This window comes from Microcystis sp. LE19-8.1F (assembly GCF_027531715.1).
In the GTDB taxonomy this organism is placed as follows: domain Bacteria; phylum Cyanobacteriota; class Cyanobacteriia; order Cyanobacteriales; family Microcystaceae; genus Microcystis; species Microcystis wesenbergii_A.
The window spans coordinates 1-21,347 of the sequence record NZ_JAPZSO010000240.1 but is presented as its reverse complement, the minus strand read 5'-3'; the positions used below and the strand labels follow the sequence as shown (position 1 = coordinate 21,347).

The 21,347-nt window shown below is 42.8% G+C and carries 23 protein-coding genes; 10 read left to right on the top strand and 13 right to left on the bottom strand.

Annotated elements, in window-relative coordinates; all coding sequences use genetic code 11:
- Nucleotides 1-225 precede the first annotated feature (225 nt).
- Nucleotides 226-663 carry a cyanase gene (gene cynS / locus O9334_RS21715; protein WP_288002479.1) on the top strand — a complete coding sequence of 146 codons (438 nt, stop codon included), beginning with the start codon at nt 226-228 and terminating at the stop codon, nt 661-663.
- A 422-nt stretch (nt 664-1,085) separates the two neighbouring features.
- Here cynS and O9334_RS21710 read toward each other — a convergent pair whose 3' ends face one another.
- Together O9334_RS21710 and O9334_RS21705 are read right to left on the bottom strand one after the other, a co-directional pair.
- On the bottom strand, nt 1,086-2,897 hold the full coding sequence (locus tag O9334_RS21710; RefSeq protein WP_288002476.1) for a sodium:solute symporter family protein: 1,812 nt from the start codon (nt 2,895-2,897) through the stop codon (nt 1,086-1,088).
- Between the two features lie 44 nt (nt 2,898-2,941).
- Nucleotides 2,942-3,310, bottom strand: a complete 369-nt coding sequence (locus O9334_RS21705; protein ID WP_288002474.1) for a hypothetical protein — start codon at nt 3,308-3,310, stop codon at nt 2,942-2,944.
- Nucleotides 3,311-3,463: 153 nt separating this feature from the next.
- Between O9334_RS21705 and O9334_RS21700 the strand changes: the two genes are divergently transcribed.
- Nucleotides 3,464-3,637, top strand: coding sequence for a hypothetical protein (locus tag O9334_RS21700; RefSeq protein WP_002791720.1), 174 nt, complete (start codon nt 3,464-3,466; stop codon nt 3,635-3,637).
- Between the two features lie 11 nt (nt 3,638-3,648).
- Here the strand turns inward: O9334_RS21700 and O9334_RS21695 are convergent, their stop codons facing one another.
- Complete coding sequence (locus O9334_RS21695; protein WP_045358912.1) at nt 3,649-4,251, bottom strand: chromophore lyase CpcT/CpeT; 603 nt, start codon at nt 4,249-4,251, stop codon at nt 3,649-3,651.
- 77 nt (nt 4,252-4,328) lie between these two features.
- Complete coding sequence (locus O9334_RS21690) at nt 4,329-5,354, bottom strand: cyanophycinase (RefSeq protein WP_045358911.1); 1,026 nt, start codon at nt 5,352-5,354, stop codon at nt 4,329-4,331.
- A 220-nt stretch (nt 5,355-5,574) separates the two neighbouring features.
- Between O9334_RS21690 and O9334_RS21685 the strand changes: the two genes are divergently transcribed.
- Nucleotides 5,575-6,723: a substrate-binding domain-containing protein gene (locus O9334_RS21685; protein WP_288002471.1), complete on the top strand. Its 1,149-nt coding sequence runs from the start codon at nt 5,575-5,577 to the stop codon at nt 6,721-6,723.
- A gap of 84 nt (nt 6,724-6,807) precedes the next feature.
- Here the strand turns inward: O9334_RS21685 and O9334_RS21680 are convergent, their stop codons facing one another.
- A complete protein-coding gene (locus tag O9334_RS21680; RefSeq protein ID WP_288002468.1) occupies nt 6,808-8,037 on the bottom strand; it encodes a site-2 protease family protein in 1,230 nt (409 codons plus the stop codon).
- A 63-nt stretch (nt 8,038-8,100) separates the two neighbouring features.
- On the opposite strand from O9334_RS21680, the gene ruvA reads away from it, so the two are divergent.
- The 4 genes from ruvA (at nt 8,101) to O9334_RS21660 (ending at nt 10,999) form a co-directional block, all read left to right on the top strand.
- Nucleotides 8,101-8,730, top strand: a complete 630-nt coding sequence (gene ruvA / locus O9334_RS21675; protein ID WP_147070097.1) for a Holliday junction branch migration protein RuvA — start codon at nt 8,101-8,103, stop codon at nt 8,728-8,730.
- A 417-nt stretch (nt 8,731-9,147) separates the two neighbouring features.
- Nucleotides 9,148-9,633 (top strand): allophycocyanin subunit alpha, encoded by a 486-nt coding sequence (apcA, locus tag O9334_RS21670; RefSeq protein ID WP_002739012.1) that lies wholly within the window; start codon nt 9,148-9,150, stop codon nt 9,631-9,633.
- A 79-nt stretch (nt 9,634-9,712) separates the two neighbouring features.
- A complete protein-coding gene (apcB, locus tag O9334_RS21665; RefSeq protein WP_002738786.1) occupies nt 9,713-10,198 on the top strand; it encodes an allophycocyanin subunit beta in 486 nt (161 codons plus the stop codon).
- Between the two features lie 597 nt (nt 10,199-10,795).
- Nucleotides 10,796-10,999: a phycobilisome linker polypeptide gene (locus O9334_RS21660; RefSeq protein WP_002739162.1), complete on the top strand. Its 204-nt coding sequence runs from the start codon at nt 10,796-10,798 to the stop codon at nt 10,997-10,999.
- A gap of 54 nt (nt 11,000-11,053) precedes the next feature.
- Here the strand turns inward: O9334_RS21660 and msrB are convergent, their stop codons facing one another.
- The 5 genes from msrB to lysA form a co-directional block, all read right to left on the bottom strand.
- Nucleotides 11,054-11,470: a peptide-methionine (R)-S-oxide reductase MsrB gene (gene msrB, locus O9334_RS21655; RefSeq protein ID WP_045358904.1), complete on the bottom strand. Its 417-nt coding sequence runs from the start codon at nt 11,468-11,470 to the stop codon at nt 11,054-11,056.
- Between the two features lie 68 nt (nt 11,471-11,538).
- Nucleotides 11,539-13,545 (bottom strand): NACHT C-terminal alpha/beta 1 domain-containing protein, encoded by a 2,007-nt coding sequence (locus O9334_RS21650; protein ID WP_288002463.1) that lies wholly within the window; start codon nt 13,543-13,545, stop codon nt 11,539-11,541.
- A 259-nt stretch (nt 13,546-13,804) separates the two neighbouring features.
- The gene (gene uppS, locus O9334_RS21645; protein WP_288002460.1) at nt 13,805-14,554 is read right to left on the bottom strand and encodes a polyprenyl diphosphate synthase; all 750 of its coding nucleotides are present in this window, start codon (nt 14,552-14,554) and stop codon (nt 13,805-13,807) included.
- Nucleotides 14,551-15,471, bottom strand: coding sequence for a diadenylate cyclase CdaA (cdaA, locus tag O9334_RS21640; RefSeq protein ID WP_288002458.1), 921 nt, complete (start codon nt 15,469-15,471; stop codon nt 14,551-14,553). The genes uppS and cdaA overlap by 4 nt, the downstream gene beginning before the upstream one ends.
- A gap of 21 nt (nt 15,472-15,492) precedes the next feature.
- On the bottom strand, nt 15,493-16,896 hold the full coding sequence (gene lysA, locus O9334_RS21635) for a diaminopimelate decarboxylase (protein WP_288002456.1): 1,404 nt from the start codon (nt 16,894-16,896) through the stop codon (nt 15,493-15,495).
- A gap of 228 nt (nt 16,897-17,124) precedes the next feature.
- Between lysA and O9334_RS21630 the strand changes: the two genes are divergently transcribed.
- Nucleotides 17,125-17,850, top strand: a complete 726-nt coding sequence (locus O9334_RS21630) for a GUN4 domain-containing protein (RefSeq protein WP_288002454.1) — start codon at nt 17,125-17,127, stop codon at nt 17,848-17,850.
- A gap of 35 nt (nt 17,851-17,885) precedes the next feature.
- On the opposite strand, the gene thyD is transcribed toward O9334_RS21630, so the two are convergent.
- From thyD to petM, 3 genes are all read right to left on the bottom strand, one after another.
- Nucleotides 17,886-18,809, bottom strand: a complete 924-nt coding sequence (thyD, locus tag O9334_RS21625; RefSeq protein WP_045358892.1) for a thylakoid membrane protein ThyD — start codon at nt 18,807-18,809, stop codon at nt 17,886-17,888.
- Between the two features lie 251 nt (nt 18,810-19,060).
- The gene (gene psb28, locus O9334_RS21620; protein ID WP_045358890.1) at nt 19,061-19,420 is read right to left on the bottom strand and encodes a photosystem II reaction center protein Psb28; all 360 of its coding nucleotides are present in this window, start codon (nt 19,418-19,420) and stop codon (nt 19,061-19,063) included.
- 103 nt (nt 19,421-19,523) lie between these two features.
- Entirely contained in the window at nt 19,524-19,637 is a 114-nt protein-coding gene (gene petM, locus O9334_RS21615) for a cytochrome b6-f complex subunit PetM (protein WP_002731506.1), read from the bottom strand.
- Nucleotides 19,638-19,930: 293 nt separating this feature from the next.
- Here petM and O9334_RS21610 point away from each other — a divergent pair, with 293 nt between their 5' ends.
- Nucleotides 19,931-20,452: a DUF192 domain-containing protein gene (locus O9334_RS21610; protein WP_080754274.1), complete on the top strand. Its 522-nt coding sequence runs from the start codon at nt 19,931-19,933 to the stop codon at nt 20,450-20,452.
- A 386-nt stretch (nt 20,453-20,838) separates the two neighbouring features.
- Nucleotides 20,839-21,033 carry a DUF2949 domain-containing protein gene (locus tag O9334_RS21605; protein WP_045358889.1) on the top strand — a complete coding sequence of 65 codons (195 nt, stop codon included), beginning with the start codon at nt 20,839-20,841 and terminating at the stop codon, nt 21,031-21,033.
- The last annotated feature ends 314 nt before the right edge of the window (nt 21,034-21,347 follow it).

The following is a 21,347-nucleotide window of genomic DNA, read 5'->3' as shown; positions in this document are numbered from 1 at the left end:
ACAGGGAAGCGCTCTCGCGCTGTTGTAGAGTGGTGGTCATGGTTGGATAATTTCTGTATGTATTTAGTTGTCAAGGTTCTTTGTTTGACATGAGTTAATACTATCGTCTTTTTATAGTTATGTAAAGGGGTTTTAAGGAATGTTTTTTTATCAATGTCATAACTTTTACTTATATAATTGATGTTGAGGTAAACTAGAAGCAGACAAATTCTGCAAAAATAAGCGATGATACCCGAAATTACTGCAAAACTATTGGAAGCGAAGAAGGAAAAAGGCCTGAGTTTCGCTGACCTAGAAGCGATTCTAGGACGAGATGAGGTGTGGATTGCCGCTGTTTTTTACCGGCAAGCGAGCGCCTCCCTAGAAGAAGCAACGAAAATTGTGGCAGCTTTGGGACTGGGAACCGAAATCGTCGCATCCTTAACCTGGTATCCTCTCAAGGGATTGGGTCCTGTTGTCCCCACCGACCCCCTGATTTATCGTTTCTACGAGATCATGCAGGTGTATGGAATGCCACTAAAATCGGTGATTCATGAAAAATTCGGCGATGGTATTATGAGTGCGATCGATTTTACCCTCGACGTGGATAAGGAGGAAGACCCTAAAGGCGATCGCGTTAAAATTACTATGTCGGGTAAGTTTTTACCCTATAAGAAGTGGTGAGTCCGGCCAAAGTCAACGGTAAGGAATTTCTATTCCTTGCCGCTCCTGGTATTTTTCTTAACAAAACTTAACAATTGACGGCAAAATTTTGCTTGCTTTTTTCGGCAGATTTTGGGACAATATTTTTAAAAGAGTTTACTAATAATGGAAACATGACCACTTTAGCCTAAACACAAAAGTCCCATTATAAGAAAATCATAAACCAAGCCGCCGCAAAAGTCAAGGGATCACTCCTAATTCAGTTATCAGCGATCAGTAAACAGTAATCAGTGAAAAGACAGTAGGAAACTGCTATTTTCAGCGATCAGTAATCAGTAATCAGTGAAAAGACAGTAGGAAACTGGCATTTGATGAGGCTCACTTAATCCATACTGCACACTTAAAAATCAAATCAAATCTGATAACTGATAACTGATAACTGCCTAACCTAAATCTCTGTCTTTAGTGACGGTAATTTCCTTAGACAAATGTCGATACCAAGTAAAATAGAGACCGATGGAAAGCAAAAGAAAAACCAAAGCCAAAATCTTCAAACTTTGCCACTGCTTGATGATTAAAACAATCCCCATCATAAAGAGGACTAATTGCCAAGGAACGGTGAGAAAAGCGGCGATGATATCCCGTTGATTTTCCGCTTTAATTTTTGCCTGTAGGTTAGGTTTAACACTGTGACGGACTTCCCCCCAAAAGCCAAAAGGTCGGGTAACATTATAGAAATTTTCCATAACTAAACTATCGGTAGGAGGAGTCAACAAAGTAGCGATAATACAGCCAGCTAAAGCGAACAAACTCGGCACAAGAAAGAGAATAAGTTCCTGATATTGACTGTGACGAAAGAAAGGTAAAATTATCGCTTGTGAAGCAATAGCTGCAATCATTCCCGCTAAAGTTCCCACGGCAAAACCATAACCATTAAAGCGCCACCAATACCAACGTAATAGCAGAGGAACTGCTAATCCTACCCCTAATCCCGTGGTTAACCAACCCCAAATATCATTGACATTTTGGATATTAAAACTCAAAACTAAGCCAATTACTACCACAAAAACCGAGGCCAGACGACCTTGAAAAACTAACTCCTGTTCTCCCGCATTTGGTTTCAAAAAAGCTTGATATATATCTTTGACCCAATAGGCAGCACTAGCGTTAATAACTGCGTTAAAAGTGGACATAGCTGCCGCTAAAAAAGAAGCAATTAATAACCCCTTCATCCCCACGGGAACGTATTGAGTAATCACCGTGGCCAGAATTCTTTCCGGATCTGTAATCGTGCCTTTAGTTAAACCGTAGTGAATACCTAAAACCGCAAAAGCTGTGACTAACGGCCAACGGAAAGAAAGCAGAATAATCCAGAATAAAGATAATAAACCGGCATCTCGATCGCTTTTGGCGGCTAGGTATCGTTGTAACATATAACCACCGCTGCCGCTGCAACCTTCGATGATGGTTTTAACTAAATAAAAGAAAATCACCCCACCAAACAAATTAAAGATGGCATAATCTCCGGGTAAATCCAAAGTTAAGGAGGGAAAAATACTAGCCCAGTCGCTTAAATTCCAAGTTTTTGGCTCCGTTGCCCCCGGAATTGCTACCGTGAAACTATCGGGAAGATTAACGGTAAAAAAGGCCACTGTCGATACATAAATTACCGCCACAAAAATCAGAAATCCTTGAAATAAATCGGTAATTACCCCACCATAAAAACCACTGGCCACTGTATAAATTAAGGTTAGAAGAATTAATATCACCGAAGCAAGACGATCATCCATACCCAGAAACTGCCCTAAAAATTTCCCCCCCGCAACGGAGAAATAACTCATCGCACCGATAGAGAATAAGAGAGTGGCGACGGCGCTAATAATTCGGGCAAAATTCCCCTGTTTTCCAGTTCCAAAGCGAAATTGCATCCATTCCGCCATGGTCATAACTTGGGCCCGGCGATTCCATTTACCCATAAAAGCCATGAGAAAGGCCATAATTAGGACAACACCGCCCCGGATTTCGATAAATAGTCCTTTGGGTCCGACGGCGTAAATTAGGGCAGAAATGACCATAGTTCCCGCTAAATCGGTGTTAGCTGCCATTCCCGACACCCCTAACATCCACCAGGGCAAATTGCGATTACCTAAAAAGTAGGATTCTAGACCTTGAGAAGCTTTTTTCTCGGCGATAATCCCGATTATTAGGGTTCCTGCCAGATAAAGCAGCACAATTACATAATCAATTAACTGCATAGTTTCAGATCAATTTAACTTTCGATCGTTATAGCATCAATTGACTACGATTTCTGGCTAACGGTTTCTTTTTCTAAGATTTGCACCCGTTGCTCTAGCTTTTTTAAATCTTCCTTTAATTCAATTACTAAAGTAGCTAAACGCTGGAACAGTGGGTCAGTTTCCCCGACTACTTCCCCATTTACTATACCCGTTCCCGATCGCCGTTGGGGAATCGGAGCGGCATTTTCCCCGCGGATGGATATTCCTCGAATCTGACTTTCAAGGCGCTCGACTCGATTGCGAAGACTAATTAACTCCGATCTTACCGCCGTATCCGATTGTGCCTTGCTGGCATTAACAAAACTCAGTATTAGCAAAAGGGAGATAATCAGCGTTAAAAAGCCAGAAAAAGAGATTTTAGCTAATTTCATCGATTTTACCTCCTATCTATCTTACCCGACTTAATGTTAAGAAACGTGGCTAAATCTAAAGCTTGATTGCAATTCCCCCCCCAGGTGATTAGTGGCTCAAAAGAGGATGATAAGGTAAAAAGCACGATTTTGTCGAAATTTGGCCTTATCTCTATGTATAAAAACTCAGATAAAGATTTTCTCGGAGCAGCAATCACCGCCGGTTTAGGTGCAGGAATCGTCACTTCTTTTGCCGTCAATCAAGGACAAGACATCGGTACAGCTTTAGGAATTACCGCTTTAGCGGCTCTTTGCGGTGTTATCTGCCGTCATTTTGACCTAATGTGATGCAATCTTCCTCACACCTCCAATTCTGCCGAAAAATCCCGTTTTTTCTCGTATTGATAGGGACCGAGCAGAGCGCCCCAAATTCCCTTACCACTGCCGGGATCTAGACCTTTATCGTAGGTTTTTAGGCTATGACTCGTCACCTCGAAACCCAAAGACACCTGATAGGTTGTACCCTCATAGGTGAATTGACAGTGCTGTTCCGGTTGCGGTTGGGCGATAAACTGGTATTGATGATCAGCGAGGGTATGGACTTGGACCGCTAAAGTGCAAGTAGGCAGGAAAGTTAGGTCTTCTAAGCTAATTTTTCGCAAAATATCGGGATTTTTGCCCGCACCTTGCACGGATTTCAGGTCATTAAACATATAATGCCTAACCTCTAACCCTCCCGATTCCGAGCGCGTTAATCGCCACAGTCGCGGTCGGTAGGGTTGGTCTAAATTGATGATACTGGCTTGTTCGGCAAAAAGCGCGATGCTGTCTTCCCGAAATAAAGGCAGCGGACGCAACCATAAACGCAGGTGAACGTACCACACCGGTTCTGCTTGCGCTTGCCGTTGATTTTCAAATTCACCCGCGAGATACCGACCGAAAGTGATTAATTCAGGGGTCATAGGTCAAAAAATTCTCCTTATTGCCTCAAAATTAATCCTAACACCCATAGAACTCACTTTTTTGACAAAAATGACCTTCAGGCTACCAGAACCCGCTTAAACCCGGCTATTCCCCCTTTAGTGTACCAATATTCCCAGCGACCGCCAGCAGCACTAGACCAATCCTTGAGGTCAAATTTACCGCTGCCGGAGGGAGTTCCCGCGATGCGATAGACTTTCACCGCTTGACCGTTATTATTCCAGATTAAAGGTCGATCCGGCTCCATCTGTTCGGGTAGAGTCCTGTTAGTTTGCAGAAAATAGGCATCTTGTCCCTTATCGGTGCCGTTGCCATAGACTTTGGCGATACCATCCTCATCGATCGCCAGAAAAGCTCCTTCTTCTAAACCGATAGCGTAGGCAGGTAGTTGATTGTGATTATCGTGTACATTACGGGCTAAAAAACCAAAAAGGCGACCATATCTTGTTTCGGGATGATCTTGATTGAGTCGATCCAAATGGGTATCTGTCACCACTTTTTTGAGAAAAGGAACCCGAATAAAATCACTCCGATAGAAGTCTTTAGTGTTGAAGTGAAAGGGATTATTTAATATTTCCGAACTCAGTACCCCTTCGTGAGTGGGCGCATAGTAAAAATCACCCAGAATAGCCATTCCTGCGCTGGTTCCCGCCACGGGAACTTTTTTCTCATTGATCAGATAATTGATCGCTGTTTCCACCTTTGTGCTTTCCCACAAATCCTCGTACTGATTTTGATCACCACCGGCAAAAAAAAGAATATCGGCATTACGAATATATTCGATAACATCAGGATGATTCGCCGCTTCACGACTATCAATTGATAGTTCCGCCGCCGAGCCGATCAGGGAGGGATAATTGTCGCAAATCCAATCGGCTTGACTGCCAAGATCGCCAAAGCGCAACACTAAGTAATTACCGCCTTTAGCTCGATTTAATAACCATTTTGTCGCCTGATCTTCTCCTAACTTACCTTCTTCCGCTCCCCCGATTAATAAAATACCCGATCGATGTTTTACAGACTTAAAATTGGCTTGTCCACAACGACAAGAATAATGGAAATCTCGATCATGATTGTTAGACATGGTCTTATACCCTCGCCCCTTAGCTTACTGCTTCTATCCTAGCTTCAACTAGGACAAAATCAGAGTTTTCTACCATAAAAGTTAACAACAAAGCCGATCTATAGCTGAAATCGGTAGCGGCAAAACTCCCTAGTTTACATTCTGTTAAAAATCGTCCTATAATAATTCAAGGCTAGAAACTGGCAATTATTACTGTTAAAGTTGGGAATCGGCGGGCGATATGTTAAACAGACGTTCTTTTTTGCAAGGATTAGGTACAATCGCCTTAGCGGGGGGTTTAAGTGGCTGCGCTTCCAGAAGCGGCGATCCGAGCATTTTTCTCCTGTCCGGTTCGATTCCGCCGCGATTACTAACAGATTTTCGGAAAACTATTGCCGAAAAAAAAGTCAATTTTCAGTCGGAAAGGCAGCTGAAAGAGCTATTAAAGTTGTTGGAAAAATGGTTAAAAAATCAGGATCAACCAGCCTCACAATTTTCGATTCCTATCCCTTTTAGGGAACAAAACCCAGCGATGGGTAATTTAGTCACCCTAGGGGATGCTTGGCTAGGAAAAGCGATTACTAACGGTTTAATTCAACCTCTAGATACTTCTCAACTCTCTAATTGGTCAAAACTGCCCCCCCGTTGGCAAGAAAACATGACTCGCAATGGCCAAGGACAACTGCAAACAGAGGGAAAAGTCTGGGGTGCGCCCTACCGTTGGGGAATGACAGTAATTGCCTATAATGAGGAAAAATTCGCTCAATTTGACTGGCGGCCACAGGATTGGTCTGATTTATGGCGACCAGAATTAACCGGTAAAATTGCCCTAATTGATAATCGTCGCGAAGTCATCGGTTTAACCCTAAAAAAATTGGGTTATTCTTATAATTCTAGTGATTTAAAACAAGTTACGCGACTAAAAGACCAGCTATTCACTTTACAAAAACAGGTAAGATTTTATAGTTCTCAACATTACCTACAACCCCTGATACTCGGTGATGTCTGGCTGTCTGTGGGTTGGTCTAATGATATTTTACCAGTGAGTGATCGCTATAAGAAAATTAAAGTTGTTGTCCCCAAATCTGGCACTTCCCTCTGGTCAGATGTGTGGGTAAAACCAGTTTTAACTACTCCTAATTCTCTTGTCCAGCAATGGATTGATTTTTGTTGGCAACCAGAATCCGCTACTAAAATTTCTTTATTTACCTCCGGATTATCTCCCCTAATTCTCACTGAAAATCCCGACCAAATTCCCCCAGATATTAAAAATCATCCTTTACTTGTTAATCCAGAAGCGATCAAAAAAAGCGATTTTTTAAACCCTTTATCCCCAGCAACCGAGCAAGAATACGAGCAATTATGGCAAGCAATGCGACAGTTAGTATAGTCAGGAGATACTAGACAAAATTCTGCGAGAATATTGAGGTGAAAATTACATTTACCTAACTGATAACTGATAACTGATAACTGATTAAGCGGCTTGACTTTGGGTTTCTTGGGCAAGAAAAGTAAGGATAGAAGCTTTCTCAATTAACCCCAAAACCGTGCCGTTTTCTTCTACCACTGTCACTTGAGATAAATTTTCTCCTTCCAAAATTTTAACCACATCTAGGAGGGAAGTATGAGACAAAACCAGTTTGAGACTTTCGCTAGTGTCTAATAACCGGCCGATATTTACCTCTGTCCATTGGGAAGTGGGAATCGTTTTCAGAGCCTCTACATTAATCACCCCCAATAGTTTACCTTCGCTATCGGTAACTAGGAATTTAGACCATTGTTGTTTACCGATAACATAATTATTAGCAAACTCCCGCAGGGTTAAATTAATCGGCACTACAGGACTATTAGGAGAGATAACATCTTTAGCGGTGTAGCGACTTAGGAAATCTTGAACCTTAGCTGATTGAGCGGAAAAGCCAGCATTTTGTAGAAGGAAAATGCCAATTAATAGCGTCCAAGCACTGCCAAATTGACTGATTCCGAGAATTGATAGCGCACCGATGACAATCGCTAACCAACCAAAAAATTGACCGAAACGACTAGCGAATAAAACCCCTTTATTGGGATTACCCGTTACTTGCCAAACGACGGCTTTAAGGATATTACCACCATCTAAAGGTAAACCGGGGATCAGGTTAAATAGCCCTAGGGCGAGGTTGATATAGGCCAGGAGAGAAAGAATCGCCGCCAGGGGCGCGCTTAAACTAATATTAAGACCAATAATTAGGAAGATACCGAAGAGCAGTAAACTAACTAAAGGGCCGGCAATTGCCACAAGAAAAGCTTCTAGAGGAGTTTTCGATTCTCTGCCGAGAGTTGCCAAACCACCGAATAAAAAGAGGGTAATTGATTTGACCTCAATACCTTGGGTGATGGCAACAAAACTATGACCTAATTCGTGGGCAACCACGGAGGCAAATAGGAGAATAGCGGCAAAAAATCCTAAGAGCCAGGGCATGATTCCCGTTAACTGGGGAAACTGACTTAATTCTCCTCCATAGGTTAAGGTAATTAACCCCAGAACGAAGAACCAAGAAGGATTAATATAAAAGGGAATTCCAAAGAGATTCCCGACTCTAATGTTGCCATTCATTTTGTATCTTCTCCAATTATTGGGGACTAACGCCAAGAAGATTAGGTTATCAATTACGCCATTCACTTCTGTTAACAATTGTAACAAAAATGAAAATCTCCCCGGCATTCCTTCAGGGAGTAAAAACCGTCATCCCTGTGGTTCGGTTATTTTCGTAGGAGAATTAAATCAATGATTAATTATTTACGGGGACAAGCGATCGAGGTGATCAAAACCCCTAATAACCGACTGATCTTGATTTTAGACGTAAACCAGATCGGTTACGAAATCCAAATTCCCTCGCGATTAGCCCTAGACATCGGCAACGATAACAATGATAGTTGTCAGATTTTTACTCACCTACTCCTTCGCGAGGAGCAGCCTTTATTGTACGGTTTCGGCACCGCCCCAGAGCGAGATCTGTTTCGTCAACTGCTTTCCGTCAATGGAGTTGGAGCGCAATTAGCCCTAGCTTTAATCGATACGTTGGGGATTGAGGAACTTGTGGTGGCGATAGTGACAGGAAATACCAAAATTTTGAGCAAAACCCCCGGAGTCGGCTTAAAAACAGCAGAGAGAATCGCTTTAGAGTTAAAAACTAAATTGGCAGCATGGCGACAACTAAGAGAAGCGACGACGACAACCACGGCAATACTACCGGCAGCGGCAATCCTTGAAGATGTGCAGATGACCCTTTTAGCTTTAGGATACAGCCGAGAGGAAATCGATCGAGCTATCGCAGTCCTCAGTCAAGATGCTTTATTTAGTAAAAATACTCAGCCAGAAGACTGGATTAAAGGAGCCATTAATTGGCTAGGCTAAATCAGTCGTCGGTCGTCGGTCGTCGGTCGTCAGGAGATAGGAGACGGGAGATAGGAGACAGTTTCATTTATTCTCCCCACACCCCACACCCCACACCCCACACCCCACACCCCACCTGCCCCCCCCGATGTCGGGGGGGTTGGGGGGGCCACACCCCACACCCTACACCCTACACCCTACACCCCGCTCCCCACTTCCCCACTCCGGCGCTCCTTTCTCAGGGCAAATGTTAAAAAGTATTACGAAAATAGTGAGAAGGTGAACCAGATGCCGCAAAATAGTTGCGTTAGGTCGCTCTAGCTAGGGAAGTCTTGAGACGCTGAGGCGGAAACGAGATAACTTGAGCGTAGTGACCACAACTGCTATAAAATGTCAGATTAAGTTTATTAATCTCACTTAGTTGGGAGGAATCCATCAATGAGTATCGTCACGAAATCGATCGTGAATGCTGATGCTGAAGCTCGTTACCTCAGCCCCGGCGAACTAGACAGAATTAAAGCCTTCGTTGGCAGTGGTGCCGCTCGTTTACGCATCGCTGAAACCCTGACCGGCGCTCGCGAAACCATCGTCAAACAAGCTGGCGATCGCTTATTCCAAAAACGTCCTGACATCGTTTCCCCCGGTGGCAACGCTTACGGCGAAGAAATGACCGCTACCTGTCTGCGTGACATGGACTACTACCTACGTTTAATCACCTACGGAGTAGTTGCTGGTGATGTCACCCCGATTGAAGAAATCGGTTTAGTCGGTGTGCGTGAAATGTACAAATCTTTAGGAACCGACATCGGTGCCGTAGCTCAAAGCGTTCGCGAAATGAAAGAAGTTGCTACCGGTCTTATGTCTTCTGACGATGCTTCTGAAGCTTCTTCCTACTTCGATTACGTGATCGGCTCTATGTCCTAGAATAATTCCTTTGTGAATCGTTCTAGACACACCCCTCGTAAACCTCTTAAGATTAAGCAAAACCCAAGGAAGAACCACCATGCAAGACGCAATTACTTCTGTTATCAACTCTGCTGACGTTCAAGGCAAATACCTTGACGCTTCTGCTCTCGGCAAACTGAAAGGCTACTTCGCCACCGGTGAACTGCGCGTGCGCGCCGCTAGTGTCATTAGCGCCAACGCTGCCGGTATCGTTAAAGAAGCTGTGGCTAAGTCCCTGTTATACTCTGACGTAACCCGTCCCGGTGGCAATATGTACACCACCCGTCGTTACGCCGCTTGTATCCGTGACCTCGACTACTATCTCCGTTATGCTACCTACGCTATGTTAGCTGGAGATCCTTCTATCCTCGACGAGCGCGTTCTCAACGGACTGAAAGAAACCTACAACTCTTTAGGTGTACCCATCTCCTCCACCGTTCAAGCTATCCAAGCGATGAAAGAAGTCACCGCTAGTTTAGTTGGTGCTGATGCGGGTAAAGAAATGGGGATTTACTTCGACTACATTAGCTCTGGCTTAAGCTAGAAATAACGAACTCGGACAAAATAGGTTCGGGAAGCCGAGGATGAGTGCTAGGTCTTTAAAGGCTGAATCTGGCCAAGATAGGTTTTGACGAGCTAGTATTGATCCTTGACTCCCGACCTTTGTTATCGAAAATTTGGGTTGAAAACCCCGCCCCTTTTAGGGCGGCTTTGTGTTAAAATCTTACTGGTCTAAAAAACCCGCCCTATCATAGATACGACCGAATAAATATACTAGGTTGAAATTCCTGCAACGGGTCAACCCTTCGGCTTCGCTCAGGGTCAACGATGAGTAAGGGGAAGCTGACGGCCGCTGGGAACTCCATGCTAGAGGCAAAACATACCCTGTGTCGGTATGTATAAACCAAAATTAAATCAGTCGCCGAAGGGCATTCGGAGACTTTAAATGGACGTGGAGAAAGTGTCAGACTTAAGCAATTAAGCGTTTTTCGGTGAAGCGTCAACCCCATTCAGCGACCACCCTAAAAAGGTGGCGTGGTGAGGAATCACCGTCCGTTTACGGCGGTGAGGATGTCAATTTAGGAAAAAGCCTTCGTTAGTTTGAGCGACAAGTTTTTCAGCGATTAGGAGAAATCAATCCATGCGGATGTTCAAAATCACCGCTTGTGTTCCTAGCCAAAGCCGCATTCGGACACAACGGGAATTACAAAATACCTATTTTACCAAACTCGTTCCCTACGATAATTGGTTTCGTGAGCAACAACGCATCATGAAAATGGGCGGCAAAATTGTCAAAGTGCAGTTAGCTACTGGCAAACCTGGGACTAATACAGGTTTACTGTAATCGGCTGCCACTGGAACTTAAAAAAAAAGAGGTCTTTCCAGACCTCTTTTTGCTTTAGGGATTTTTTTCAAACTGCAAAGCGGCAGAGTTGAGACAATAGCGTTTTCCCGTTGGGGGTGGACCATCATTAAAAACGTGACCGAGATGAGCATCACAGGTGGCACAAACAATCTCTGTCCGCACCATGAAAAAACTAACATCTCGTTCGTACTTAATATTAGTCTCGTTAGTAGCGGTCCAGAAACTCGGCCAACCAGTACCCGAATCATACTTGCTGTCAGAAGTAAATAACTCCGTACCACAGCAGACACATTTGTAAATACCTTTTTCTTTATTATCGTGATATTTACCAGTAAAAGCCCGTTCTGTTCCCTTTTTGCGGGTAACTTGGAACTGTTCGGGAGTTAGCTGGGCCTGCCATTCCGCCTCGGTTTTACGAACTTTTTCTACCATAGTCAGGACAACCGCCATTATGATTAAATTTCTCTTTTTAGTCTAACCTGAGAATGATGCTTAGGTAAATTTTTCAGATCAATAATTTATTTTACCATTTTTTCTAGCCAAGTTTGTAAGGCATTTTCGAGGTTAATTTGATTGGGTAAAAATCCTTGTATTGGCTGTTCGATAGGTTTATCTGTGATTATGGCAATAGAAGCAAAGTCACCGATAAGTCGGCAAAGTTGCAGCAAAGAATCCCTCGGATCATCACCATAAAAAATCAGGGCAAGATTTGGGTTTTCAGTCTTGAGACACCATTCTAAATCATAGATATCATTAATCGGAGAAATTAATTTTGTCAAGATACGATTACCAAGACCTTTGGCCAGGCGATCGAGGTTAGTCTCTTGGTTTATTGTTTTAATATCAATAGTGCGAACATTGGGGTTATTTGTTTTAATTTTTTCGAGAATATAGTCTAAGTGTTGCGATTGTAGTTCTTCGGGAATATTGTTTTCAGTTTGACCGTGCCACGCTTTATAAAATTCGGGGTAGGTCATCTGTTGAGCGCAATACCAACAAAGTCTATGGGATTTTTCAAAAGTTGTTCTATCATAACTGCTATAAGCTTCGGTCAAATATTTTTTTAGTGACTTGATTATTAGACATAGTACATCGTTTTTAGACATACTTTCATAGTCAATTTCAATTGGATTTGGATTTAGATTAAAATAATCTGGATAACTACCTTGAATTATAGATGCTAAAGCCTCGGAATAATAGTCTATGCTAATATTACTTGTATATGTTTCGATTAATTCTGAAATTTTCACATATTGTACTTCAAGCTCCGTGTCTTCACCTTCCATGTCTAATTCAAAAAGATATTCCCAGTCTGAATTTTTTAGCTTATTTAATAAAGATTTTTTGTCTTGACTATCAAATATCTTACTATGTTCTGATTTATTTAAAATATTTTCTTCATACCAAATACTCCAGCGAGCGATATTGTACAACGAATACCAATTTTTTAAAATCTCATAGATTATTATTTCTTTGTTTTTAGAAAATTCTGGTTCAGTCATAAGAAAGGAAAAAAAGTTATCAAAATTTAATGGATCAGTAATAGCTAATCTTTCTATAAAGTCCACGGTTTCCTTATGTTCTAGAAAAAAAAGATAATATTTTTTTTGAGAGTTTGCTTTAGGAATAATATCCCACAGTTTTTGATTGAGTTTTTTTAACAATATCGATATTAGCTCTGGAGTTTCTGAAATAGTTTTTCTTGTTTGCGGCTCCCATAAATGCCATAGCACAAATGAACGATAAGAATTATCTCGTTCTTCATCTATCAATAGATGAAGACCAATTGATATCCCTAATTGATTGCTCCTGTCATACTTCAATAAAAAACCAACTAAAGGAGCCAGATTTTCTGCTTTATTCAGTTTGCAGTTCTTCTCGATAATCAAGCAATAGTTTGTTAAAGTGGCAATAAATTTATCTTTTTCAAACTCATCCAATAAGTCTAAGAGCGTCCATGAATCCATCCAATAAAGATAACGATATATTTCCCCCGTATTTATATCAATTTCACCTAAAGTTATTTGAATGGCCTTGGTGAGAATTTTATCATAATTGCAATATTGTTTGAATTCACCTAAAAACTTTATCAGAATTTCAAAAGAAACACGCCAGTAAAAATTACAAAACCCACAACCATCATTAAAATTAAACAACTCCTCCATTAATTTATTTTTTTCAGCTATTATCTGATCACTTTGCTGTCCTAACCATAATAAAATAACTTCTGTCCATTGATTTTCAAAAACTCTATAGACTCCTTGTTCTGGATTTTCGGGAATATGATTCAAGAAAAATTGATAATCATCAATAACCAAAGCGGCAAAATATTCTTGAAAACTGGGATGAAAGAAAGCATAAACTTCTTCCTCTGGATTTTCTTCTGCAACCCCAACGATGTTTAACCAACCTATATCTAAAGCTAATTTACCTAAAGGTTGATCGATTTCACCCAAATATTTAACTACTTGCTCACGACTTAAGCGAAAACGATTTGATGGTTGATTAATTGCTGCCTTTGCCAATTCTCCTAAGGCACGATTTAACTCTTTTTGCTGGGGTGCATCTCACATTTGTCAATCCAGACAGATAAGGATTTTAGCTATTGTCAGCTTTCCAGACTCAGTATTTTTGCTTTCCCTGAGATGCACCCGCTCAAACTTTTGTAGTCATACCATTTTTCAAAAGTAATGGCACAGAGGGGTACGAACTCCTAATACCACCCACAAAACACACTGATAATTGCCTCACAGTGGCTATTTTGATCAATTTGGGCTGCAGCCCCTATAATTTGCCAAAACGACGATGACGACCCTGATAATCTTTTAAAGCGCGGTGAAATTGCACTCGATCGAAATCGGGCCAGAGGGTGTCAGTAACGTAGATTTCCGCGTAGGCCATTTGCCAGAGTAAAAAATTACTAATTCGCATTTCCCCACTACTGCGAATTAACAGGTCTGGGTTAGGAATCCCGGCAGTATAAAGATACTGTTCAAAGAGAGATTCATCGATCGCTTCTGGGGAGACTAAACCCTGTTGCACCTGACGAGCGATCGCCTGACAAGCTTGTACAATTTCCTCTCGGCCGCCATAATTAGTAGCCACCGTAAATTGAATACCGGAATTTTCGCTAGTTTCTGCTTGGGATTTAGCAATTTCCCGTCTTAAAGACTCTGGCAAGGCTGATAAATTACCAATAAAGCGAATTTTAACATTTTCCTGCATCATTTCTTCTAATTCCCGCCGCAAAACCCGCTCGAATAGAGTCATTAAAAACTCTACTTCCTCGAGGGGACGACCCCAATTTTCCGTAGAAAAAGCATAAGCGGTTAAAGCGGGAATCCCCCAGTCACGACAACAGCGCAGCAAGTCCTTTAGTGCATCTACTCCCCGTTGATGGCCCATAATCCGCGGTAAACCACGACTTTTCGCCCAACGACCGTTCCCATCCATAATCACTGCGACGTGCTGAGGTAAACGGTTTTTATCTAAATCCGTAGGTAATTCTGGTGACAAGCTCGGTTTAAGAGTCATTTTCTATCTTTGGGGGTTGCGCTGGGCGAACGGGAGAATTTTTCTAAGATTAGACGACCTTTTAAGCCAATTGTACGCCCTAAACGTCCCCAACTCGGTGTGACCACTTCCCCCTCTCCCGACGGAGAAAACTTCGCTTCGAGCAGCTCTTTTAGTTTACTACTGGTTAAAGGCCGATCCAAATTACCCCCCGACGCGAGGGAAATCGAGCCAGTTTCCTCAGAAACCACAATACAGATACAATTATCCAGCCTTTCGGTGATGCCCATGGCCGCCCGATGACGGGTGCCTAATTGCCTAGAGGTACTGCGCTCCGATAAGGGTAGAATAACACCAGCGGCCACCACTCGATCGCCCCGAATAAATACGGCCCCATCGTGCAGTAAAGTTTTAGTCTGAAAAATAGTTTGAATTAATTCCTTAGATACTTGGCCATTTAGCATCACTCCCGGATTGACAAACACCTTGGTATCGAGATTGCCACTGGTTTCTAATACCATCAGCGCGCCGGTGCGATTTTGAGATAGATCCTTCACCGCGTCCACTAACTCATCAATGACATTATCGGTCTTGGGAGTGGGGGAACTTTTTTGAAATAATTCCCACACTTGACCTTTGCCCAATAATTCTAAAAAACGGCGGAATTCCGACTGAAAAATCACAGCGATGGCCACGGCTGCCCCCAAAATCAATTTTTCTAGGACTAACCCCAGCAAGCGCAATCCTAGGGCATCGCTAATCACCGAGGCCAGCATTAAGTAGATTAGTCCTCGCACCATCCAAAAGGTACGCCGCTCGCCGATAATTAGCAGCAGCATATAGGTAACGAGGAGAACTAACCCAAAGTCTAGGACTGACAGACCATGGCTGAGAATCCAGGACAATAACCGGCGAGGGTCCAGAAAAAAACCCGACATGGGGGACAATAGCGATGAGGTTTACATCAAGGAGAGTCGAGTGGGTAAGCGGTCTTGACGCAGCAAATCCGCCAGATTTTCCCGTTCAAGGATCAGATTAGCTTCTCCGTTTTGGACAATTACCGCCGCCGGACGGGGTAAGCGGTTGTAATTAGAAGCCATACTGTAGTTATAGGCCCCCGTGGCTAAAACCACTAAAATATCCCCCGGGTTGGTTTTCGGTAGCGTAATGTCCTTAATTAGAATATCGCCAGATTCACAATGTTTTCCGGCTATTGTCACCACTTCCTGACATTCTTGACTCATTTTATTGGCGACAACGGCCCGATAAACCGATTGATAGGTAATCGGTCGGGGATTATCGGACATTCCGCCATCGACGGCGATATAGGTGCGGATTTCAGGGATTTCTTTGCGATTACCCACTGTATAGGCCGTTACGCAAGCGGTGGCAATCAGAGAGCGTCCCGGTTCGGCAATGAGCAGGGGATAAGCGATACCTCTTTCCTGACAAGCTTTGGCCACTGCTAAGGACACCGCTTGCACCCATTCCTCGATACTTGGGGGGTCATCACTTTCCAGGTAGCGAATCCCTAAACCACCACCCACATTTAATTGCTGTAGGGGTAAACCCCGTTCTAAACCTAATTTAAACCAATCTGCCAGCACAGCGGCTAAGTCTTGGTGGGGTTGACGTTCAAAAATCTGGGAACCGATGTGAGCGTGTAAACCCAGACAATTCAGCTGCGGATGAGCTAAAACATAGTCAAATACCGCTTCGATTTGATGGGGGTCAAAACCAAATTTACTGTCTAAGTGACCCGTGCGAATATATTCGTGGGTGTGGCACTCGATGCCGGGGGTTAACCGCAATAGGATCGGAATAGGGGTATCAGGACGATTTTCGCCTAATTTAACCAGATTTTCTAACTCTAGCCAGTTATCAACGATAATAATGCAGTTATGCTCGATCGCATATTCTAACTCGGCGATCGATTTGTTATTACCATGAAAGTATATCGGCACATCGGTTTTATTGCTCTGGTCTAAAGCGGTTAACACTGTGTGAATTTCTCCGGCCGACACCACATCAAAACCTAATCCCTCCCTAGCGACCACGGCCGATACGGCCAGGCAATTCCACGCTTTCGAGGCATAAATTACCCTAGATTCTCCGGGATAATGAGTCTGGAAACCTTGCAGGTATTGACGACAGGCAGTGCGGAGGGTGACTTCATCGACAATATACAAGGGTGAACCGAAACGTTCCACTAGGGTGGTCACATCGCAACCACCGATTTCTAGACAATCGCGGTTATTAACCTTGGCTGTCAGGGGGAACAGGGTTTGATTCGGGGATAGACAATCTTGATAGGCTAAATATTTTTGTCCGGAATTGCTGATTTTAGGTTCGGTTGATAGCATGATCGGTGTTTTTTGTCAAGAAATCGATAATTTTTGTTACAATCTCTGCCCATCACCGATTCAGTCAAGGGAATTTTGACCGTCGGTGATCTAGATAGCCAAAATAGTTCTCTCTTTCAGTGTACGATCAACCACCCGCTAAAAATCCCTTTTTTGTCAGGAAAAAATCGAGCAGCGACCCCGAAATAGTGGTAATAGTATTGAAGGAGTGGTCTTAAAAGTGATGATATGACTGACCAGAATGGCGTGTTAGTAGAAGAACAAAGCGAGGATATTACCGGTTTAGCGAGTCAATTAGCCACCGAGTCGCCGAAAAATCAATTACAGATCCTGACACGATTAGCCGGGGACGGAGAAGGGGGACTAACTGTATTGAGAGATTTTTTATTAGCCCAGCGGCCGACTCCTGTTAATCTGGTGACAGGTAAGGCTTATCAATTGCTCTATCAAGATAATAGCGCTCAGAGCCAGGAATTTTTAGCTAATTATTTCCCCACGGGTATTGTTCCCCTCGATAGTGCTAAAGGTATCGATTATCGACTTTTACAGGAATTATTGGCTAAACAGGATTTTCAAACTGCCGATAGTCTCACCCGTCAAAAACTCTGTGAATTAGCAGGAGAAGGGGCAATACAGAGGAAATGGGTCTATTTTACGGAAGTAGAAGCTTTTCCCAAGGTTGACATTCAGACTATTGATAATCTTTGGTTGGTTCATTCGGAAGGGAAATTCGGTTGGTCGGTGCAGCGCAAATTATGGCTCGGTGTCGGTCAGGATTTCCCGAAACTTTGGCCGAAAATTGGTTGGAAAAATGGCAATAATTGGACAAAATACCCCCAAGAATTTATCTGGGATTTAAGCGCTCCCGTGGGCCATTTACCCCTGTTAAATCAACTGCGCGGGGTGAGAGTGGCTGCCTCTTTATTCTCCCATCCCGTCTGGGTTGAAAAATAGATTGAGAACACTTGTCTGGCTAGTATATCAGCTTTCTACATTTTCGGGACGATTTCTTGTAAGGCCGCTTCTAGATTAGGATAACGATAGTCAAAACCGATCGCTTGAGTGGCTTTTGGCAGCACTTCTTGACCTTCTAAGACGATTTTTGCTCCTTCTCCCAAGAGAATTTCGAGGGCAAAATCTGGCACTGGCAACCAAGAAGGACGATTCATTACTTCCCCTAAAATCTGACAGAATTCTTTCATCCGGACGGGATTGGGTGCAGTAGCGTTGAAAGTACCGCTAATTCCCTGGCGATCGAGACAATAGATAATTAAATTAATTAAATCATCCCGATGAATCCAAGAAAACCACTGACGTCCGCTGCCAATCGGTCCGCCGGCAAACAGTTTGAAGGGTGGGATCATTTTCCCTAAAGCACCCCCATTGCCTAAAACAATACCCGTGCGAAGAATGACTAAACGAGTGCCGTAATCTTTAACTTTTTGGGCGGCTGTTTCCCACTTTTTACAGACATCTGCCAGAAAATCGCCACCGGGAGGGCTATTTTCGTCAAAACTAGCGGTTTCACTGGTTCCATAGTAACCGATCGCCGAGGAGTTAATTAAAACTTTCGGTTTCTGGTCGGCCAGTGCGATCGCCTCGACAATTTTCTCGGTGCCGATTTCCCGACTAGCGACGATTGCTCGTTTTGCTTCACCGGTCCAGCGTTCCGAAATCGGTTCTCCCGCTAGATTAATCACCGCGTCACATCCGGAAATCTCTTTTTGCCAATCCCCCGATTCTGTGGCGATATAGGGAATAATCTCTATCTTAGGATAGATTGACTTTGGGTAAATTCTCTGGGCTTTATCGGGATTGCGAGTCAAAATTAGGATGTCATCGCCGCGATCATAGAGTTTGACCACCAATCGACTACCCACAAATCCCGTCGCCCCAGTAATCGCTATTTTCATGGTTTCTTGACTAAATTTATCCTTATTTTAGCTGGTTTTTAACTATCAGAATTCAGGAGTCAGGCTTCGGCCGTGAGCTCAGCGTTCGACCGAGCGTTCGACAAAAGCTCACGCGGCTCGACTGAGCTCGCCGAACGTCCGAAGTCTCACGCCGAGGTCCGAACGGAGTCAGGAGTCAGGAGTCAGGAGATTATTTTTATTTGTTCTCCCCACACCCTACACCCCACACCCTACACCCCACTTCCCACTTCTCACTTATCCTGATACCCCATCCCGTTGGCTGCCGCGTAACGATTCATAAAGCGCATAAAACGCTCCCAGTGTTCATCGGTGATTTCAAAACCACATTCTACCCGTTGAATTTCATCTCCTTCATCTCCTCCAAAAATAAACTTGGTTGAGTTGGGAATAACTGTAATCACTCCTTCCTCATCGGTGAGACGGAGATCGCCGTAGGTGCGGGTGGTGAAACTTTGGAAACGTTCGATCGCTTTCAGGGTTTTAAAAGTCATCAGGACATTGCGAATCCCGGTATTTTTATTTTGGCGGAGACTAACACCGCTTAATTCTTCTGATAAACCGACAAAAAACTCGATCGTGGGATTGGTCATAGGTGTGGGTATAAAATTTTAGTTATTGATTTTCTCTTAATTACTTTTGACTGGAAAAAGTAGTTCATGATTACTAATAAATAACCATGAACTGAAAAACAAGCTATTCCGCTTCCCCACCTTGGATTTTGAGGAGGAGAAAACCCCAAGCTAATCCGACGAGGACGAGAACGATCGCCACGATCGGACCATTAAATAACATACTTTCTGCGGTCATGGTGATTGCTCCTGAGCCTACAATAATCGATAAATGGTATTTTAACCTACGAAGGCGATCGACTGCTGCCAGACTGGGGCAAAATTGACGGGGAAAATCAGCCAATAACTTTGAGAACTTTCTTAGTATTTATGTTCTAGTGATTCTATCCCTCTGCTCAAGCAAGGAAGTACACTCACCCCTAGATATTTTTCATACTATTTTTATATTTGCTGTCGCCACTTTATGATAATGTCTTATCTGCTTAATTCTCCACTTATCCTGGGAAAATTAAGTATTGATAACTATTGGTGATGATCGGTAAAAAATCATTTATGCTCAAGCTCAAGTTAATATTATTTTTAGGTTTGTTGCTGCTGAGTTGTCAATCGACTCATCTCAATGGTAATAATAGTTCGATGGCTCAGATTACGACTGAGAATCAAGGGCAAATATTACCGATCACGGCCAAAGCAGATATTAATGGTGAGATGATTGAGTTAGAAGTGGCTCAAACCCCAGAACAACAGGCCAAGGGGTTAATGTATCGCTCGTCTTTGCAGAAAAATCGCGGTATGCTATTTCCCTTTGCACAACCTCTGATCGCCCGGTTTTGGATGAAAAATGTCTCGATTCCTCTAGACATGATTTTTCTAAAAGATGGTATAGTAAAAGCAGTTTTGCTAAATGTCCCCCCTTGTGCTGTGGATCCTTGTCCTGTCTATGGGCCAAACACCATGGTTAATCAAGTGATCGAACTAGCCGGGGGTCGAGCCAAAGAATTAGGAGTGAAAGAAGGAGATAAAATTAAGATTGAGTCTATCTCAAGACCTTAATTTTTGAAAATGGGGTTAACTTTCTTATAAAAAGTGTCCCTTGTCTGGAAGTATAATAAGTATGGCTTTTATAAGCTATTACGCATTTATACTGTTTAAAATCTAACATATCGATTAAGATTTTTATAGTCTATCAAGTCATAGATTGAATAATCTTCACCCTTGGTATAGATTAAACAGAGACAAAATTCTGATCGAGCTAACGGTACTATCTTAAGAGAGCCAGGGATTTTTAGAAAAGCTGATTACAATTTAAGCAAATCTATCGAAATCATCGAGATAGCTTAGATACAGAAAAAACGGTCGCAAGACTAACTGTCCTTGAAACCGATCAGGCGGTGTTTTGTTAAAATCACGAGATGTACTATTGAGGAAAAAATCCCCCTATGTCCACGATTGCCTATTCCCAATTCCGACAATTTCTACAAGAGGAATTGTCCCTTCCCCAAGAATCGATCGCTATGGCCGAGCGCTCGATCCAATCTGATAAAATTCATTTACCGATGATTCTCTGGCAGTACGGTTTAGTGACTTTGGAACAATTAGACAAAATTTATGATTTTCTCGAAAAGGTAGTCTAATCTTACAATTGCTCACTATTGACAAGGAGAATAATTGCCATGGCGGCTCATAGTTTCTGGCACAATTTGAAAATTCAGATTCCAAAAACTACCAATCATCACTTGAGAAGTGGGTTTAAATAACCCACTTTTTTAATAACTATACAATTGAAAATTATCGATTAACTGCTCAGTCCATGAAACCCCATGACCAATTTGCCAAAAACTACCTTGAACAATTACTTTCTCCCCTGGGAATCGTCGAAATCAGCAAAGAAGTCAGCGACGAAACCCGACAGATAGATTTATTTTTTTCCCCCAATCCCGAACCCAAC